Raw genomic sequence first — 16,433 nt, forward strand, 5'->3', positions numbered from 1 at the left:
TTACGAAATGGATTTCAGCAGCGTGATGGAAGTGGTTGGGGCGTTGGGAGGTGTCGGCGTAATCGCTGCTGGTATCGGAGGCGTAGCCGGGAAAATCATGTCCTCACGCGCTATTGAGCACCATAAGGCGAGCTTAAAAGAGCAGCTTGAGACACACAAATCCGCGCTGAACAAAGACCTTGAAACGCATAAGCTTACTCTTGGCAGAGAACTTGAAACCCATAAATCAGAATTAATTCTCGGTGCAGATAGAAATAGGCTTATTCTCAAACGACAGGAATTGATGTTTGAGAGAGAGCACGCTGCCGCTGTAGATTTCCTAAAGATATTCTACGGTGTAATGCCGGATGCTTGGGCACCAGATTTGGACTGGTCGGATGCTCAACGAGAAATTGCAGAAAATCTTCCAGAACATGAGAGGCAGTTGAAGAAATTCCTGCTAAATCACGCAACAGCCCTTAGCCAAGAGGTTAGGAAACTAGTCGCGTCGGCAAGGTCTAAAGCCAGTGATGGGTCGTTCGAGGTAGCCCAAGAGACTTCAGAAGGCAGTTATGAACCGGATCAATACCCTAGCAATACGGTTAATAAGATTGTCGACGAATTCTACGAAGCGCTGTCTGATGCCGAAAAGAAAATTCGCGAAGACCTTCAAAACGGTTCGTTCTCTGGTTGAAAAATAATCTGAAATTTCGCGGAGATTCGCGTGTTATTAGGGGCGCGGTGCAGCGCCAAAAGGGGCGTAGTCCTTGGACTACCCCCTCCCATCGGGTCGGGGCCACGGCCCCGCCGAACGAGGTTATCACCCGCCGCATTTATTTATCATCGGACACCCGATCGCGTGTCAGACATGCATTTGCGTTGAGGGCAGCTATTCGCAAGGTCGCCGAACAGCACTAGAATGGGACTTCAAGGGCGGGGTCCGTAATCGAAATCTCGCCTTCGACAATTTTGAAGGTCGACAATGCCGCTGCGATATAAAACCGGCGGGCAACCCTTTCCGCTTCCGTGGTGAATGGGCTTTGCCCATTGTTGTCGGCGCGCATCAACCCAGCTTCTGTATAATATGCAATGAGCCTATCTAGTGATTTGCGCGCTATTTTGAACAAGCCATAAGTATCTTCCTTTACCAAATCGCCCGCTATAGCTGAACCTATCGCAATGCAAGATTTGTCGTAATCTATGTTATAATAATAATAGCCATCCCAATCACTTGTACTAATATCTATGTGAGAGAATATTACCGGAAAAAAGGAAATCCACGACGCTTCTATCGTTGCAGCGCTTCCTTGCTTTTGAACGAAGCCATTTCCGGATATGATGGGCAATAGATTTATAGTGGTGGAGTCACTGGCAGACGGCAAAGTGGGAAGCGGTATATCAACCACCAAGTTTCCTAACGCCTCTCGGAACTCCTGATTTTCTTTTCGGACCTGATTCAACTCTTCCAAAGCATCAAGGCTCGCTACAGCGTCTCCACGGACCCAACCAGTGCGCGGTTTAGTTGATTTAGCCAAAACCAACGATTCATAGACCGCAAGCTTCAATTCTCCAAGATTTGTCCAGTTTTTTCGCAAACGTTTACGCTCAGCTTCCGCAATAAACTCCTTCAGACGATTCCGACCAGCATCAGTATTCTCAATCTTATCAGCCGTTATCTTACCAATCTCGCCATGAAGCATTACGAGAACCGGAACATTACGCTCAACAGCGTACAGGAATTCTTTGTGCGTATAGCTTAGACCATCATCAGCCACACTGCCATAACGCCCGGCAATAATGAGAACGTAATAATCACATTTATCAATTAGAGATTTGATAAATTCGAACTGATCTTCATCGGCCGCTGGAAAAGACTCCATTTGGACAGGAAAGTCACCCATACTGATAACCACATCTTGCACAGCGCGGCGCTCATCCTGAAGGTCTTCATATGTCGAACTGATGAAGACCTGATATCGCTTTTCGTGCACGCGTACTCCCTCCCCCTTGGGATTAAGGAGCGAAACCTACCCAAGTCCGCAGATAAGTCCATAAGGCGGACAGTATCGCATGAGGCATCATCGTCAGCTACGTGGTCCATTTGGATGCCCCGCATCGATTGGATAGCCGTCAGCATCGCAAGCGATATCATAGCCCATCCGTTCCTGCCGCGCCTTTGCAGCGTCGTGGCAGGTCTTGCACATCGACTGGACCTCACCATGCCAGAAAAGGTCATGATCGCCGCGATGGGGAATGATGTGATCAACCACCGTGGCAGCGCTGGTCACGCCCATCGCCTCGCAATATCGACATAGCGGTTCCGCTCGCAACTGCGCCAGACGCTTTACCTTCCACGCCTTCCACCCATACCATCGCCGATATTCGGCCGCAGCGTCAGACCGCCGTTCCATCCCACGAGCCACCAAGATTGAGAGCATCGCCGCCCGGCAAACCGGGTAAAATCTTGGCTGTAGGTTTGAACACAGCAAAGTAGCGGATCAAGGCGTCGGCCAGCCCATAGAGTTCATTGCGGCGCTGCTTTTCGTTGGCCTTGGAATCCCAGCCCATCATTTCCCGAACGATCACTTCGGCGACCATGTGCGTTGTGGGTTCGTTGGTCATTTGCCCTCTCCTATCGCTGCCTTGAGGTTGAGCCAAACCAGCGGCAAGACGGCAGCGGCAGCGGTAAGGAATGTCGTTGAAGTGATGGTCAGGCCGACCTGCATCGGCACCCAACTGCCATAGGCCAGACTGGCACACCCGGTGCCGCAGAGCATCAGCAGGTTGCCCAGTGCTGAGAATATGAAGGCGTCTCGGAGATGGATCACTGACCAACCTCCGGCATCGCATCGATAATGGTTTCGGCCGCATCGACCAGCTTGTCGATGGCATCGAGAATGCGCTCAAGCGCAAGAATTGCGAAGTCATAGTCATCCATATGACTATTTACTTCAGCAGCAGCCAGAAGGCCTGATAAAAGGGTATTTGGTCAATTCTTGATAGACGCAACTTTAACCGACAGCGGCTATGCAATCCGCATGATAAGACTTTGGAACTGGAACGCGCCCGTCAGATCAGCAGCGGTGTGGATATGTGCAACCATAGCCATTGGCGAAGCCGCTATCGTCATCAGCCAACAGTCTATTTTGATCGACCATGGAGAATGCGCTGATCCAGCAAATAAGATCGCCATGCTGAAAACATGCACCTACTGGACCGGCCGTGAGGCCAAAATGATAACGATCGGCGGCATGTATGAGACGTGCGCCCCGACGATTGAGACAAAGAGACTAGGCGGAACAACTTCATCTTAGAGGCGGGACCAACGGTTCCGGCCCTTCGGGCCAGCCATCATCGGATAACCTAAATATGGGATGGCAAAGCTATCCCACGCACAGGTCAAACAGCATCGTCTGGCCTGCGATCTACTCACCAAGGATGTCCTGACGTTGGACGAACGCGAATTCGTAATCCAGCACTGGAATGAAGGCGCAGAACACAACAATGCAGCGGCCGGTGCGTTTTTCACACCGCTTGGACTGGCCTTCGACATGGCGCTGGACGTGTCTGGCAAACGCATCCTCGACCTATGCGCGGGTATCGGCGGCCTGTCATATGCGGCCTACTGGCACGGTCGACGCTGGAATGATCGGCCGGAAATAACCTGTGTGGAAATGAATTCCAGCTATGTCGCTGTCGGCCGCAAGGTCATGCCAGAGGCGCGTTGGATCGAAGCCGATGTCCAAAACCTACCCGACGATCTGGGCAAGTTTGACTGGGTGATTTCAAACCCACCGTTCGGGAAGAAAATCAAGATCGCAGGACCGCGCTACAGCGGCGAAGCTGATCTGGCCGTCATCGACATCGCAAGCCAGTATGCGCCGGACGGCACTTTCATCATTCCGCAGATGAGCGCGCCTTTTGCCTATTCTGGTCAGCCATATTATCGGCTGCGCACCAGCGCGAAATATGAGCGCTTCAACAAAGCCACCGGCATCAGTCTGGAAGCCGGATGCGGCGTCGATTGTGCGTACTTTATTGATGAATGGCGGGGCGTGGCACCATCTGTCGAGATAGTCACGGCTGATTTTGCGGCATGATGCCCAACGCCACATCGGCAGCAGCATTCTGGGCCAATTGCTCCTGAAAATCACGGGCAGCCGTATTGATATCATTATAGATTCGCTCGCTACTGATCCCAAACAGCTTCAGTGCCGCTATAACTCGCGATTTCTGTTCGCCTTCAATGACGAAAATGTTGGGGTCGTGATCTTCATTCATGTGGGAATTCGACTGACAATGAAGTGTCATGATGCTATCTTGAGCGAGCGTCCGCTTGTTCATCGTTTCAGCGTTAACCAGTATTGGGCCACCATCCCAGTTCGTAAAGGGGTCTTTGTTCGGCGGCGCAGGCACCAGTTCATCCTGAGTGACCTGCAAAACAGCGCCGCTTATCACTAATCCGCCAGCCTCGGGCTTTACCGGCTGGCACGCAAAGAAAAGTGCAACCAATGGGTTGGTAGTCCAGTCCAAAAGCGGCGTGTGAACTCCATAATGCTGCGCCAGCACCAACCATTCCAAATCCGACAGAGGCCGGTCTTGAAATCGCCCTGACACCTGCTTCCAGCGGAGCAATTCAGCGTAGCTGGTTATTCCGAATCCTGCATCACGAAAGGCCGTTGGCGTAGCCCGCCAAGCGGAATTTGCGTGTCCCCGATACATGGCTGGTGTGGTTAGCCTGCTGGAGACAATGGCAAGATAGTCCGAAATCACCTTAAGGCCGTCATTCACCAGCAAAGCTATCTCCGTCATATTTGAGGCATCCGATACATCACCTAGTTAAAACCGTCACTTCGAATATAGCCCAGCTTCGGCTGCCCGCCTCTTGACCAAGCCGGGCAGCACCCTGCCCTTGGCCTTATTCCACCGCGCAAATTCCTTCAAAGCGCCAGCATAGTCGCCCACCACATGCTTTTTCAGCAGCGTCGATTTGGCGAACGCTCCGGTTCCGATGTTATATGCGAAGGAAACCATCGCACCCAGTTGGTTAGGCGTAACCTTTGCGTTTCCTAGCGCTTTCAGGACGGCCTTTTCGAAAGCATCATATTCCGCATTCAACCAAGCATCGGCTTGCGTCTGCGTGCAGATATCGCCGCGTTTGACATTGGTGGTACGGCCCCACCCGATAGTCCAAACCTTTGCTGGACAGAGATAGGCTTTGAGTTCGCAGCCTTCGAACTGCTTTATTGTGGCAAGCCCCGTGCGGGCTTTTACAGATGGTTCATTCCCTTAATTAGCCTTGACAGACAGTCCACTTCGAAGTGACACAGCCGCATCAACAGTTCGGAGAAACAGTCATGGCAAAATCGGGTTGGCAGTCGCTCATCATCAACGATGCGGATGCATGGAAGAATGCTGGCAAGGCCAAGAGCGATCCTGTCGCTGATCGTCGCGCCAAGGCCGTCGCCTCCATTGATGGCGCGCTGGCATCGATCGAAGCAGGTGCAGAACCTACGCGGATGACTTTGTATAAAGTGAAGGCTGATGTCGCACGGGCTGGCCTGCGCCTTGGTCGTCGCACTGTCCAGTTGAATGGTCAGGATGCAGTGTTCGTTCCTGCCGAACGGTTGGGCGATTTCTACGAGGCGCTCAAGGCGTCAGTTGAAGCCGGTGAACTGGACGCGGAATTGGCTGCGGCTGCCGGTGATGAAGCGCCGGTGAAGCGTCGTGGTCGTCGCAAGGCATCATAAAGATGAAGCCATCGCCAACTTCGTAAGATTATGTGGTCGGCGAGCGCCCTTCAAAGACCACACGCCCCCCCGAACTTACGAGAGTTGCGACGAGGTCTGCCGGAAATTTTCCGGCAGACAATCCGTCTGTATCCTTGATTGCAACTTGTACCGCTTGTCCTAAAGGTTCAGCGAGAACAGCGCCGATAACGGCGTTATGCCCTACCAACATAGTGCGAAAGCTCTCCGGCATCTTTCCTTCAAAGATGATACGAATGAGAGTTTGCATTCGCGCAGCAGCGCTATCCATCGCACTCTTACTTTCCGGCTACAGCCATTATGTGGGATCGTACATCAGGGGTCAAGATCGCCGAAAACTTCATAGCATTTCGTTAAAATGCCTTTCATTCCGATTTCGTTATGAACTCCAGCCCATCTTTTTTGCCGCAACCCCTTGCCGATTTGTTCCCGTATTGTTCTAATCACCACATGGAACAGGTCGATTCTCTCTGGGTTGCCCAGTCAATCCTTCTCGCCCCCGGCTGGGCGCGCGTAGCGCTCACCGCTCCGAACGAAAGATTGCGCGAACAGGCTGCGGTCGAACTGGCCCAGACCATCGTGCGCGCCATCGAACATCCGCCAATGGTGGTGGATCACCGCCAGATGATCCTGCCGCTGTGACATGGCCGCCAATGTCCGCATGGAGACGATCGCGCACTATGTAAGGCGTGATGCGAATATGTACGTCCTATGCCGGTGCGGACATTCGGCGGTGCTGGACAGTCGGAAAATCCAGCGCTGGTTTTATCTTCATCGATGGCATGAGGAAATCCGACTGGTCGGCCAGCATATGCGATGCAGACAATGCGGAGGACGCCCGGTGGCGATCAAACCTGCTTCAGACGCTCCGACCGATCCGCATTGGATGCAGATTGAGGAAAGCTGGAAGCATATGACGCGACGATTGCGCGGGTAGGAGTGGTACCGGCAGAACGCGGACTATCGGCAAGCGACCAAAATCAGCAAATAATTTAAGTCACTCCGATGACGATCCCTTGATCCATTTTAGAAATACGCAATAATACTCGAATGGTCGAGCCTACTCACGCATTACATACATTCATGCAACAGGTCACAGATGAGATGGCCTCTGAATATCAGCGCATTTTCGAGCGAACGACCGAAGACCCCGGAACGGCAGGTGATGAAGGGGAGGAAAACTGGGCCACACTCTTCCGTGAATGGCTGCCTCCAAATTATCAGGTGGTGACAAAGGGGCGTTTGCTTGCCTCAAATGGTGCGATGTCTCCTCAAATTGACGTCATCGTCCTCAAGCCATTCTACCCCAAAAAGCTACAAGAGAAGAAAGTCTGGCTTGCTGATGGTGTTGCGGCAGCTTTCGAGTGCAAAACGACACTTAAAGCTGAACATATTTCCGCATCCATTGACCGGTGCAAAATATTTAAGTCACTTTTTTCCAAGAGGATCGGCACGCCGGAAAAAGAACTTCACTCTCCTCTTATCTATGGAATTCTTGCTCACTCGCATGCTTGGAAATCTGAAAAATCCAATCCAGCGAGGAACGTGACTAGCGCATTATCTACGAACCTCAAGAAAGTAGATCATCCTTCTAATCTAATTGATGTTGTTTGCTTGAGCGATGTTGGCTGTTGGACAGCATTTCGCATGCCCTTTTACAACGCTGAATGGAATCCTGCCGCAAAACATGAGCTTGAGACTTTGTTTGGAGGTACATGGGGAGTGTCAGCCGGGATGTCGGCCGCAACCGATGCATCCGGCGCACCCTTTACTCCTATAGGTGCCATGTTGGGATACCTTACACAGCGAATGGCATGGAATGATGCTGCTATTCGCGATCTGGCTGATTATCACAGGCTTGCAGGCCTGTGGGGAAGCGGCGGCGGACAAATGCGACAGTGGCCGCAATCTGTCTATTCGACGGAGGTCATAAAAGGGATTAATCAAGGAAAAATCACCAACGCCGGTTGGAATTGGAATGAGTGGGGCATGGTGCTGTAGCTATCCTACGGAGCTAATTTTGCCATCCACTCACGCAAGGATGACAATCGACACCATCCAATCCGCCCTCGACATCCTCTTGACCGCCACCGTGCTGGCTGACTGGTTGCTGTCATTTACCGCAAGCAGTAAGGTTTTCCAAAGCAGGCAGTGGAAATGTTGTGAAACTATCTCAATATCTGGAACTGGTTGTCGATCCGACCTTCGCCGATTTCCATCGCAATCCAACGTCTGGACGCCATGCTTTTCTCGCTTGCGTGGTGGCGTTTCATGCCATTGATCGTGTTACTCATCCGCGCAAGCCGAGCAATCTGCGAAAGCAGTGGTGCAAAGAATCTTTTGAATTTCTAATTATTGATATGATCGCGCATCACTTCAAGCACGTGCAGTGTGACGTAGAGAAACAACCTACCTCAAACGATGCAATCCCTCTAGCAAACGCGGTATTTGGAAATAGGACTGACGGTGAAGAAACAATGGGGCTCAACCTACACAACCTCTATTTTATCATCCGTGATGGTATTAGCTTCATTCGAAGTAAGGTTGACAGCCCTTCTTGAGGGCTGATGCATTGAGGAGGCAGCATGTATCAAATCATCGGAGTGCAGACCAACGGCAAAGAGGTGGCGGTCGCTGCGACGGCCAAAGCTGCTGAAGCTCTCACCCATTTTCGGGCGGCGCAGAATCTACCTTTTGCTCAAATACGTGTGCTTTCTCCTGACGGACAGCAGATTAGCGGCTTCGAACTGAGCCGCCGCTACGATGCTGAAATACGGGCAACAATGGACTGAACCACCTGTATCCATCACATGTGATGGGTTCAGCATCGTACCCGCCACACTAAAACCAACGGTTTTCTGCGGTTTTTAGCGCCGTGTGACGGGTGTGATGGGTATGACAGGCATTTCCCATTCCTCCGGCTGTTTTTATTTCTTCTAATTTATCTGAACTAACTAAAAGTACCCATCACACCCATCACACCCATCACAAATGGCGTTTTTCTGCGGTTTTCAGGTGTGATGGGTTGGTGAAAGTGTGACGGGTATACCCGTCACACATATCGTGCCGACATAGTCTTGCGGAGCGCGGCGATAGCGGCGGCGTCATCGTCCAGAACCTGCCCCTGCGCCCACTCCATCGCCCGCGTAGCTTCCCGGCGCAAATCAGACTTTCGATGCCCACCCAGCGCCGCATCCATATTGGCGGCCAATCGCTCCATATCCCACGCCGTCACCGCAATACCTTTGCGGATCGCCCGCGCAGAGCATGCGCAGAGAAATTTGAAAAGGCGGCCACCCTTCGGTGCTGTAAGGGCCTTATCCACCGCACCCGTGGGTATGATCGGCGAGGTTTCAAGGCAGGCCAAATCGCCCTCTATCCGCACCTGATCTGCCATCCTCGCGCGGGCGGACGCCAAGTCCACCGGCGCTGTGGCGACTACGGTTGGTGCAGGCGGCACCAGCGCGAACATCGCATCGACATCGAGCGGCTGCCGCTCTGGAGAGGCGATGAAGCGATTATCCGCCCCAGACCATTTGCGCGGTTCGAACAGGAGGCGGGCGATGTCTTTGGTCTGAGGGTCCATCTTGCCGCGCAGCCATTCGTTGCAGCCTAGCCAGAAACCGGTCCATTCCAATGGTCCGACCCGCTCTGACAGCGGCATGAGCAGGCGCATACATTCGCGCCCCTCTCGACTGCTGGACGTGGTGTAGATGACATGCGTGACACCCTGCTCATCCAGCCACGCCGCCAGACTATCGAACGTCCAAGGATCAGGAACCAAACCTTCTTTGTTGTCGATGTCGATCCCGATCCAGTCCGCTCCCAACGCGAAATTATTTCCGCGATTTTTATCCGGTTCAAATTCTGCCATTGATATCGAGTAGGTACTGACCTTGTTGCAGCGATCGGTTTCGATTTCCGAAGCCGCCCGGAGCATCTCCACGAATTCAGACCAGCTACATTCGGCGCGATAGGGACGAAAGCCGGGAACGATTTCCCCGGCTTTCTCACCCTTCGCCACGACGTGCGTACCAAACAAGCTGACGATCATTGGACCACCCTCAACGCGGGCTGCCCGCGCATCATGTAGAATGCGCCCTTTCGATCCTTATCCTTGGCCATCTTACTGTCATCGCCAGCGTTTCGGATGAGGCGCGCCAGCTCGATAGAGAATTGATCCATGGTCTTCACCACTGGATCACGATCGCCGGTCACGGCTCGACGGTGGCTCAGATAGTCGTCATAGAGGTCTTTGATCCGCAACTTCTCGCCAGCTTGAATGGTCCCCGCGCTATATTCGCCAATGTTCTCGATCCAGTCTTCAACCGGGGAACGGTAGCGGGTCGCAGCCTGTATCCGTGCAACCTCTGCGCGATGTTCCTCCAGCGGATCGGCATCGGTGTGCTTGACCGATTGCCACGCGGCCGACCAGTCCAGTCCTTGCAGGAAACCCGCTGGCGGGCGCTTGAACCGCAGACCAAAAAATCGCCGCGCGCCGGTTTCGTCGCGGATGTTTTCCTCTACTTCCTTGTTGGATGCCCCGATCATGGTGGCGCACTGGCGTACCTGTTGGATACCGTTGGAGCGCATGGGGCGGCGATCCAGCGTATCGGCGGTTATGACGTGCTTGACCGCCTCAACGTCTGACCGAGACGCATATGACATCTCATCGAGGAACAGGATCGATGAGTTCCACAATTCGATATTGCGATCATCGGTCAGCGCCTTGAAATCGGTCTGCCGCATCAGTTCGCACAATGGTCCGGTCAACTTTTCGATGAAGTAGCTTTTGCCCTCACCCTGCGGGCCGACCAAAATCGGCATGAGGTGCCAGCCGACCGTCGCTCGGTGCATCTTGCTCACAACCTGATGGACGAATTTGCGAAGCACCGCAGCGACCAGTTCGGCCGACATATCCTCACCTGTGTGAAAGCAATTTCTCGCCACATCCAGCCAGTCGAAATCAGCACGCGCCGCGATGGAGTTGCGGATGTCATTGAACCGCGCCCGTTTCGCACGGGCGAACCACTGGTCCGCCGCGTCATTGATTTCTTCCCGTGCCAGTTCCAGCCGAAGGTCGGCCGCTGTGATCCGGGCGTCACGCGCAAAGTCGGTGATGAGGATTTCAGTTCTCTCTCCAGCGTGGACATCCAAGGCTGTCAGCAGACCATTATATGTGACGCGCGCGCGCCGCAGGTCGGCAAGAATTTCGATCAGGCCCATGGCATTGGCTGGGTACTTCCCGAGCGCTTCGATCACGCGCGCCCGGTGCTGGGCTTTGGCCACGTCCCGGTCGCGGATCAATTCGCGACCCTTCGCCTTGGCCCACTTCAGAAACAGTTTGTTGTCCGCCTCATGCTCATCGTCCCACCGCAGCGGGGCCAGCGTTTCGAGGGCGGTCGGCTTGTCATCTGCGTTGAGGCGCTTTTCCAGCGCCTCCTTATGATTAGAAATAACATCAACGTAGTGCATAAATCTCCTGAAAACAAAAAATCCAGCGCGGTAGCGGTCGCGCTGGATTTCGGATTTTTGTCTTCAGAGGTAATAATGAGACGATAGTGATCTGTGCCACCTTCCGTCAATATTATTTATCTTAATCGCTCAAACCATTATCCAGTCGCCGCTACAGCGTCCGACATTATTTATGCCAGAACGCGATTTCGCCGTTCAATATCTTTTTTTCGTCTTTGTGACCTTATCAACGCCTGCGCGCGCCTGCTGGATAAATAGGTCGTCAACAGATGAGGTAATTTTATGACTGATACGACCGCGCGCAATGTCTGGACCATGACGATGGAAGAGGTTGAGGCCGCATTGAGGCACGCCCGCCCGCACACACCGCGCTATCTGGCGCTTTGCCGCTATATTTTCGCCAACACCTATGATCGCACCCCAGATGGCGGATATCGCTGACAATGAAGTGCATTAACCAAATGGGTTCATACACTTTAAGTTTCCCTAAATAGGGGTGATCAAATTGGGTGGGGCCATCGTCAGCTTTCAGACGGTGGCCCTATCGCACAGAGCGGCGATAAAATTTTTCGGCAAAACTATCGAAACTTCATTTTCGCTATGACATCACCGCCGCCCATACGACAGGGGAGGTCTAGAACGTCTAACTCAAGGCAGGTATCGCGGTTGTCGTCGCTCTTTTTGTGCTGCCGCTTCATCAAACTTTGAAGCCACGCGACGCACCAAATCCCAGAATCCAGCATCGTCCCTGAAAGCTGGTGCCATGACGTCAATTTCTTCCGGACTCAAATATCCTATCCGAGCGAACATCGGACTGTATTTCGAGTGCCGTTGCTCCCGCGCTGCGGCCACCAATTTTGCCTGCGCCTCCATGAACAGTTCCGAATGTTCGGGTTCTGGAATGTCCTGAAGCCTGTAGACCAAGGCCAGAACCGGTACTAATTTTTCGATAGCTTCGTGCTCTAACGAATTTCGATCGGCGTGCCGGTGTTCAAAATCTGCCGATAGCGCCCGAGCCGACATTCTCGTGCGACATTCAAGAACGACATGCTCAGCATAACGATCAGCAACACCATAGAGTTCGATGTGGAGTGTGGCCGGGACAAAGCGCCCGCCCTGTGAAGACGCAATAGATCGACTGTTGAGCCAATCACACAGCGCTTGTGCCCGCTTTGCCTCTATACCCAATTCACGACGAGCAGCGGTAATAGGCGCTTCCATATTTTTTGCCCATTCGAGCGAATGTAATCGCTTGATGCGGATCATGCTTTCACAACCTTTGAGGAAACCTATCGCGCGGTTCAATTCCTCCGAACCGTGCTTTTCAATCAAGCGCTTGGCGAGCGCTTCCTGTAGCTCTTGAAGGGTCTTCATAAGCGCCGCGATAGCAGGGTTTGAGGCTTGTCCAAAACGAGAATGACGTTGATCGCACCTCGTGGGAAAAGCTGCCTACCGAACAGCAATCGGCTGTTTAAACCCGGACTAAAGGCAGTATCGAGTATGAAACCCCGCATCATCACCGCCCTTCTGATCGACCCCAAGACACAGACCACCAGCGAGATCGAAATCGACATCAATGACGGTCAGGCTATCCGGTCGGCCATCGGCGGATCGTTCGAACGATATTCGCTCAAGGTCGGCACCAAGTTTCCCATGGCTGTCTACGTGTTGGAATATGCCCGGATGACTGGCGGCCACACGCCTTTTAGGTTTGCGGATGTTGCATGGCCGGAAGTGATTTTCGGCAAGACGCTGTTGGTTGGTATGCGTGGTCAACATGACTGCACGCTGCCGGAGAAGTATCGTCAGCCGGAATTGATCTTCACCGGATCGCCTGCACCTACGATCGCCCCGCCTCTGACACGTGCCGATCGCCGCCGCGCCATGAAAGCGGCCCGTGGCAGGGACGATAATATGTCGGTTGATAATCTCATGCCTCTGATGCCCAACGCGGTTCTGCCGAGTGGTGAATTCAATGCGCAGGTTCAGTTCATCCTGAGCGACCACCGCTACAAGGCAGCGGCACGCAAGGTTCTGGAAAAGCACGGTGCGCATGTTGTCCGCTATTTCGCCTGTCCCACTGGCATGGGCGGCACCAGCCTCGAACTGGAATTCAACGACAATGATGCGCTGCACGCCGCCTTGAACGGGTACGACCGCTATCTGGACCGTGTCGGCGCGCCGTAAGCGCTACCTCACTCTCACCGCGAATAAGGGCACCCGGAACCGGATGCCTATGCCGTCCGGGAGCACACTGCGGTTCTGGAGACGGGAGAACTTTGAATAAAGGAAATGAGAATGAATAACGAAACCACAGAAATCACCATCACGGACGATTTTGGTGCCGATCTGGCATTCGCTGGTCTGCAACTTGGCAGCTTCTATCATGAACAGAATGGCTACGGACGTTGGGTTACCGTCTACCAGACCGCTGCGGGTCAATACGCTGCGGCCCTGTATTCCGACCGTTACAACGAAGATATCCAGCGACGTGCTGTTTCGGCTGCCACCGCCAACGAACTGGCTGACGCCATCCTCGACATCGACCATCGCTTTCTGACTGCAATCAAGCGGGCATTCAAAGATGCCGAACTGGTCTGGGCCAAGCGCGTCGACTGATGATCCGGGGAGGCCCTGACCTCCCCCACCATTCCCGAAAAACTTTAACGACACCGTCCGGGGAGCGGCGCGCCCCGGAATCGGCACCTTTGCGCCCAATCGAAAAGGAAATTTCCATGAATATCGACCCACGCCTGACCTTCGATGACATCATTGACTATGCGCGGTGCGGCGCAATGACTGCACACATTGGCCATCACATGGTGGCTGGAACGCCCCACCCCTCCGCTGACGACCGCCTCACCCAGTTGCGCGATGCTATGGCCAATCTGGTCATCGAACAATCTCGCAACCAGAGTGACGCCGCCGAAGCATTCGCGAACATTGAACGTCTCCGCGACAGTTGCGCGGCCGATCGTGCCGCCGCCGCTAAACTCAATATTTTGGCTGTCTGCTGATCCGATCAAACAGGGGGACCATCGTGAACAAGCATCAGCCCGACCATGCCAACCAGCCCGCCAACGACAATGTGATCGCATTTCCCGCGTCGCGCCGTGTGCGCCCTGTCGAGGAACCGCGCTTCGAGGTTTCGGGCTTTTGGTGGACCGCGTCAGAATGGGCGGAATATGAGGCCCATGTCCGAGAGAGCTTCGGGATTTGAAGTGGACGATCCGATCATGCTGAAAGGGTTCGGTCTCCCAGCGAATAACCGGATCGCCCATCCAACCTTTACAACGACCTTCACCGGCCGTCGACACAAAAAGGCCCGGTCGGGCCGGGCCTAGGGGAGAAGCATCGTGATTTTCAGAGCAGCCCAATCCTACGTCTTTGCATTTCCTTAGCAACAGAAAAATGGCCCGACGCTATGGTCGCCGGGCCATTGAAGTCGCTGCTGCCAAATTCGGATCGTCGAAAAAAGCGATCTGTTGTGATGAGCATGATGACACTGAATTGAGAATTTTTCGTTAAGGCTTTGACCCGTTGATATCCTCATGACAAAAAATCGGCCCGACAATGCCGGGCCGTAATCTTCGGAGGAAGATAAGTTTAAGGTTGCCGCACTGCGGTCGCTGAACGCGCAGCATGGACAATATGAAGAACGGTCAACATCTCATTTTGTTGCTTGCTTTGACGCTTTCACAATTTTGTCGAGATGATCGGCCCAGAGCATTAGCGCGCGCCGTTTCTCTGCATAATAATCGTTACGATCGTAGGTGCCTTCCACTCCGCGAATGATGTGGCTTAGCACCCGTTCAATGTGATCCTTGGCGATGAGACGATTGCCGCCTTCATCGCGTAAGCCGTTCATCATTGTCGACACAGTGCGCCGCAGGTCGTGAAACGACCAATGCGCCACTTCAATACCATCGGCCGACGCGAGCTTGGAAACCGCCGCCTTGATCGCGGCCTGCCGCTTGGAAAAGCCAGTCAAATGATTGTCACCGTCAGCGGCCGCGAACAGGTAGCGCGATGTCGTTGCCTTCAAGCGCCGCTCAACGATCTTCCACGCCTGCGGTGAGAGCGGGACGACGTGCGCGCGATTGTGCTTCATCCGATCTGCGCTGATCGTGATGTGACGCGCGTTGATATCCACCTCTGAGCGAAGCGCCCCGAATATCTCATTCTTCCGCTGTCCCGTCAGAAGCGCGAGCCGATATGCATCTGTCCAAATCTGGTCTTCCGCTTCCAACGCCGTCAGCAGGTAGCGGATTTCGTTTTCCGTGAGATATCGGTCCCGCGCCCGTAGCTGAGAGATAGGCAAGTCTTCTGCTGGATTAGTCCTGAGGCCCGTGGCGCGCTTCTCCAATTTTGCCCACCGGAAAAATGCTTTGATGTAGCGCGTGGTCGAATTTGCCGCCCCCATATAGCCATCATCGCGCAGCCCTTGGATGACATCGTAAAGCACCTCTTCGGTCACTTCATTCATCATCGTGTCACCTATCTCGTCAGCCCATTGCCTCTTCCACATTCCCTCCTTCTCGATGATCGTCCGGGGCTTGTTACGCGCTTTTCCGTGAACGTTGGTTCCTGCCTTCAGGCCGCCGATATAGCGATCCCAAGCTTGCTGACAGGTCATACCCGCGCGCTTTGCCTCAACCGCTGGAGTAGCATCCGTGGCCGCCACGCCAGCGCCATATTTGACGTGGACATCAACGCCTGCATCGTGATCAGCTTGGATCGCACCAGCCTTTGCCCGAGCGTCCGCCAGCCCCACGGCTGGAAACTTACCCAGCGTGAGCGTCCGAGGCACACCATTCACCCGCGCCTGCCACGTCCAAGTTTTGCTAAATTTGGTGACCACGAGAGCGAGCCGGTTTCCCTTGGGATCGAGGTATCTCGCATTTTCCTGCTTGAGGCCAACCAGCCCCTGATGATTCCATTTTACGTCCATGCTCATCGTCCATGCACAGCATACGCCAAGCAGGGAGGAAGACCGATTCACGCGACGCTGTTGTATGCTGTCGCTTTCTGTCGTCCTGACCGTATGCCACGCCGTATGCTACGAGGCGTTGCCGCCCCTGTTAGCAACAAGGTCAGAGCTTCAAATCTTTGATTTTATTGGAGAAAATGGTGCACCCGACGGGATTCGAACCCATGGCCCTCAGATTAGGAATCTGATGCTCTATCCTGCTGAGCTACGGGTGCACGCAG

At 53.7% G+C, this 16,433-nt stretch carries 23 protein-coding genes and 1 tRNA gene; 13 read left to right on the plus strand and 11 right to left on the minus strand.

The features are described from left to right. Nucleotides 1-7: 7 nt before the first annotated feature. The gene (locus tag HH800_RS15655) at nucleotides 8-673 is read left to right on the plus strand and encodes a hypothetical protein (protein WP_169861617.1); all 666 of its coding nucleotides are present in this window, start codon (nucleotides 8-10) and stop codon (nucleotides 671-673) included. 220 nt (nucleotides 674-893) lie between these two features. Here the strand turns inward: HH800_RS15655 and HH800_RS15660 are convergent, their stop codons facing one another. From HH800_RS15660 to HH800_RS15675, 4 genes are all read right to left on the minus strand, one after another. Beyond that, nucleotides 894-1,970, minus strand: coding sequence for a DUF4062 domain-containing protein (locus HH800_RS15660; protein WP_169861618.1), 1,077 nt, complete (start codon nucleotides 1,968-1,970; stop codon nucleotides 894-896). A gap of 93 nt (nucleotides 1,971-2,063) precedes the next feature. After that, a complete protein-coding gene (locus tag HH800_RS29380; protein ID WP_328805762.1) occupies nucleotides 2,064-2,417 on the minus strand; it encodes an HNH endonuclease in 354 nt (117 codons plus the stop codon). Then, nucleotides 2,374-2,601 carry a hypothetical protein gene (locus HH800_RS15670; protein WP_169861620.1) on the minus strand — a complete coding sequence of 76 codons (228 nt, stop codon included), beginning with the start codon at nucleotides 2,599-2,601 and terminating at the stop codon, nucleotides 2,374-2,376. The genes HH800_RS29380 and HH800_RS15670 overlap by 44 nt, the downstream gene beginning before the upstream one ends. Beyond that, nucleotides 2,598-2,807, minus strand: a complete 210-nt coding sequence (locus tag HH800_RS15675) for a hypothetical protein (RefSeq protein WP_169861621.1) — start codon at nucleotides 2,805-2,807, stop codon at nucleotides 2,598-2,600. The genes HH800_RS15670 and HH800_RS15675 overlap by 4 nt, the downstream gene beginning before the upstream one ends. A gap of 168 nt (nucleotides 2,808-2,975) precedes the next feature. Here HH800_RS15675 and HH800_RS15680 point away from each other — a divergent pair, with 168 nt between their 5' ends. Then, the gene (locus tag HH800_RS15680; protein ID WP_169861622.1) at nucleotides 2,976-3,293 is read left to right on the plus strand and encodes a hypothetical protein; all 318 of its coding nucleotides are present in this window, start codon (nucleotides 2,976-2,978) and stop codon (nucleotides 3,291-3,293) included. 60 nt (nucleotides 3,294-3,353) lie between these two features. Continuing rightward, entirely contained in the window at nucleotides 3,354-4,079 is a 726-nt protein-coding gene (locus tag HH800_RS15685; protein WP_169861623.1) for a methyltransferase, read from the plus strand. Here the strand turns inward: HH800_RS15685 and HH800_RS15690 are convergent. Then, nucleotides 4,057-4,791 carry an FRG domain-containing protein gene (locus tag HH800_RS15690; RefSeq protein WP_169861624.1) on the minus strand — a complete coding sequence of 245 codons (735 nt, stop codon included), beginning with the start codon at nucleotides 4,789-4,791 and terminating at the stop codon, nucleotides 4,057-4,059. The genes HH800_RS15685 and HH800_RS15690 overlap by 23 nt on opposite strands. A gap of 36 nt (nucleotides 4,792-4,827) precedes the next feature. Beyond that, nucleotides 4,828-5,226 (minus strand): lysozyme, encoded by a 399-nt coding sequence (locus HH800_RS15695; RefSeq protein ID WP_169863346.1) that lies wholly within the window; start codon nucleotides 5,224-5,226, stop codon nucleotides 4,828-4,830. 110 nt (nucleotides 5,227-5,336) lie between these two features. Here HH800_RS15695 and HH800_RS15700 point away from each other — a divergent pair, with 110 nt between their 5' ends. The 5 genes from HH800_RS15700 to HH800_RS15720 all read left to right on the plus strand — a co-directional run bounded on the left by HH800_RS15700 (nucleotide 5,337) and on the right by HH800_RS15720 (nucleotide 8,539). Next, nucleotides 5,337-5,729, plus strand: coding sequence for a hypothetical protein (locus HH800_RS15700; protein WP_169861625.1), 393 nt, complete (start codon nucleotides 5,337-5,339; stop codon nucleotides 5,727-5,729). Between the two features lie 468 nt (nucleotides 5,730-6,197). Further along, nucleotides 6,198-6,389, plus strand: a complete 192-nt coding sequence (locus tag HH800_RS15705) for a DUF6771 family protein (RefSeq protein ID WP_169861626.1) — start codon at nucleotides 6,198-6,200, stop codon at nucleotides 6,387-6,389. A gap of 441 nt (nucleotides 6,390-6,830) precedes the next feature. Next, nucleotides 6,831-7,748 carry a DUF6602 domain-containing protein gene (locus HH800_RS15710; protein WP_206379176.1) on the plus strand — a complete coding sequence of 306 codons (918 nt, stop codon included), beginning with the start codon at nucleotides 6,831-6,833 and terminating at the stop codon, nucleotides 7,746-7,748. A 161-nt stretch (nucleotides 7,749-7,909) separates the two neighbouring features. Next, the gene (locus tag HH800_RS15715; RefSeq protein WP_169861628.1) at nucleotides 7,910-8,308 is read left to right on the plus strand and encodes a hypothetical protein; all 399 of its coding nucleotides are present in this window, start codon (nucleotides 7,910-7,912) and stop codon (nucleotides 8,306-8,308) included. Nucleotides 8,309-8,332: 24 nt separating this feature from the next. Then, nucleotides 8,333-8,539: a hypothetical protein gene (locus HH800_RS15720; protein WP_169861629.1), complete on the plus strand. Its 207-nt coding sequence runs from the start codon at nucleotides 8,333-8,335 to the stop codon at nucleotides 8,537-8,539. A gap of 260 nt (nucleotides 8,540-8,799) precedes the next feature. On the opposite strand, the gene HH800_RS15725 is transcribed toward HH800_RS15720, so the two are convergent. Beyond that, nucleotides 8,800-9,801, minus strand: coding sequence for a hypothetical protein (locus HH800_RS15725; protein WP_169861630.1), 1,002 nt, complete (start codon nucleotides 9,799-9,801; stop codon nucleotides 8,800-8,802). Beyond that, entirely contained in the window at nucleotides 9,798-11,222 is a 1,425-nt protein-coding gene (locus HH800_RS15730; protein ID WP_169861631.1) for a VapE domain-containing protein, read from the minus strand. The genes HH800_RS15725 and HH800_RS15730 overlap by 4 nt, the downstream gene beginning before the upstream one ends. A 282-nt stretch (nucleotides 11,223-11,504) precedes the next feature. On the opposite strand from HH800_RS15730, the gene HH800_RS15735 reads away from it, so the two are divergent. Then, nucleotides 11,505-11,663, plus strand: a complete 159-nt coding sequence (locus HH800_RS15735; protein ID WP_169861632.1) for a hypothetical protein — start codon at nucleotides 11,505-11,507, stop codon at nucleotides 11,661-11,663. Nucleotides 11,664-11,870: 207 nt separating this feature from the next. Here HH800_RS15735 and HH800_RS15740 read toward each other — a convergent pair whose 3' ends face one another. After that, complete coding sequence (locus tag HH800_RS15740) at nucleotides 11,871-12,596, minus strand: hypothetical protein (RefSeq protein ID WP_169861633.1); 726 nt, start codon at nucleotides 12,594-12,596, stop codon at nucleotides 11,871-11,873. Nucleotides 12,597-12,722: 126 nt separating this feature from the next. On the opposite strand from HH800_RS15740, the gene HH800_RS15745 reads away from it, so the two are divergent. From HH800_RS15745 to HH800_RS15760, 4 genes are all read left to right on the plus strand, one after another. Then, nucleotides 12,723-13,409 carry a hypothetical protein gene (locus HH800_RS15745; RefSeq protein WP_169861634.1) on the plus strand — a complete coding sequence of 229 codons (687 nt, stop codon included), beginning with the start codon at nucleotides 12,723-12,725 and terminating at the stop codon, nucleotides 13,407-13,409. 111 nt (nucleotides 13,410-13,520) lie between these two features. After that, complete coding sequence (locus HH800_RS15750; protein ID WP_169861635.1) at nucleotides 13,521-13,841, plus strand: hypothetical protein; 321 nt, start codon at nucleotides 13,521-13,523, stop codon at nucleotides 13,839-13,841. A gap of 116 nt (nucleotides 13,842-13,957) precedes the next feature. Further along, nucleotides 13,958-14,239 (plus strand): hypothetical protein, encoded by a 282-nt coding sequence (locus HH800_RS15755; protein ID WP_169861636.1) that lies wholly within the window; start codon nucleotides 13,958-13,960, stop codon nucleotides 14,237-14,239. 23 nt (nucleotides 14,240-14,262) lie between these two features. Continuing rightward, complete coding sequence (locus tag HH800_RS15760) at nucleotides 14,263-14,442, plus strand: hypothetical protein (RefSeq protein ID WP_137405581.1); 180 nt, start codon at nucleotides 14,263-14,265, stop codon at nucleotides 14,440-14,442. A 450-nt stretch (nucleotides 14,443-14,892) separates the two neighbouring features. On the opposite strand, the gene HH800_RS15765 is transcribed toward HH800_RS15760, so the two are convergent. Beyond that, nucleotides 14,893-16,179, minus strand: a complete 1,287-nt coding sequence (locus HH800_RS15765; protein ID WP_048938294.1) for a tyrosine-type recombinase/integrase — start codon at nucleotides 16,177-16,179, stop codon at nucleotides 14,893-14,895. 171 nt (nucleotides 16,180-16,350) lie between these two features. After that, nucleotides 16,351-16,427, minus strand: a tRNA-Arg gene (locus HH800_RS15770). Nucleotides 16,428-16,433: the final 6 nt, after the last annotated feature.

It is taken from the genome of Sphingobium yanoikuyae, assembly GCF_013001025.1.
Taxonomy (GTDB): Bacteria; Pseudomonadota; Alphaproteobacteria; order Sphingomonadales; family Sphingomonadaceae; genus Sphingobium; species Sphingobium yanoikuyae_A.

What these genes read in the sequence shown, in the direction of transcription:
- HH800_RS15655 (WP_169861617.1), top strand. Translation starts at nt 8, where the DNA reads ATGGATTTCAGCAGCGTGATGGAAGTGGTTGGGGCGTTGGGAGGTGTC.
- HH800_RS29380 (WP_328805762.1), bottom strand. Translation starts at nt 2,417, where the DNA reads ATGCTCTCAATCTTGGTGGCTCGTGGGATGGAACGGCGGTCTGACGCT.
- HH800_RS15670 (WP_169861620.1), bottom strand. Translation starts at nt 2,601, where the DNA reads ATGACCAACGAACCCACAACGCACATGGTCGCCGAAGTGATCGTTCGG.
- HH800_RS15685 (WP_169861623.1), top strand. Translation starts at nt 3,354, where the DNA reads ATGGCAAAGCTATCCCACGCACAGGTCAAACAGCATCGTCTGGCCTGC.
- HH800_RS15690 (WP_169861624.1), bottom strand. Translation starts at nt 4,791, where the DNA reads ATGACGGAGATAGCTTTGCTGGTGAATGACGGCCTTAAGGTGATTTCG.
- HH800_RS15700 (WP_169861625.1), top strand. Translation starts at nt 5,337, where the DNA reads ATGGCAAAATCGGGTTGGCAGTCGCTCATCATCAACGATGCGGATGCA.
- HH800_RS15705 (WP_169861626.1), top strand. Translation starts at nt 6,198, where the DNA reads ATGGAACAGGTCGATTCTCTCTGGGTTGCCCAGTCAATCCTTCTCGCC.
- HH800_RS15710 (WP_206379176.1), top strand. Translation starts at nt 6,831, where the DNA reads ATGCAACAGGTCACAGATGAGATGGCCTCTGAATATCAGCGCATTTTC.
- HH800_RS15720 (WP_169861629.1), top strand. Translation starts at nt 8,333, where the DNA reads ATGTATCAAATCATCGGAGTGCAGACCAACGGCAAAGAGGTGGCGGTC.
- HH800_RS15725 (WP_169861630.1), bottom strand. Translation starts at nt 9,801, where the DNA reads ATGATCGTCAGCTTGTTTGGTACGCACGTCGTGGCGAAGGGTGAGAAA.
- HH800_RS15730 (WP_169861631.1), bottom strand. Translation starts at nt 11,222, where the DNA reads ATGCACTACGTTGATGTTATTTCTAATCATAAGGAGGCGCTGGAAAAG.
- HH800_RS15735 (WP_169861632.1), top strand. Translation starts at nt 11,505, where the DNA reads ATGACTGATACGACCGCGCGCAATGTCTGGACCATGACGATGGAAGAG.
- HH800_RS15740 (WP_169861633.1), bottom strand. Translation starts at nt 12,596, where the DNA reads ATGAAGACCCTTCAAGAGCTACAGGAAGCGCTCGCCAAGCGCTTGATT.
- HH800_RS15745 (WP_169861634.1), top strand. Translation starts at nt 12,723, where the DNA reads ATGAAACCCCGCATCATCACCGCCCTTCTGATCGACCCCAAGACACAG.
- HH800_RS15750 (WP_169861635.1), top strand. Translation starts at nt 13,521, where the DNA reads ATGAATAACGAAACCACAGAAATCACCATCACGGACGATTTTGGTGCC.
- HH800_RS15755 (WP_169861636.1), top strand. Translation starts at nt 13,958, where the DNA reads ATGAATATCGACCCACGCCTGACCTTCGATGACATCATTGACTATGCG.
- HH800_RS15765 (WP_048938294.1), bottom strand. Translation starts at nt 16,179, where the DNA reads ATGAGCATGGACGTAAAATGGAATCATCAGGGGCTGGTTGGCCTCAAG.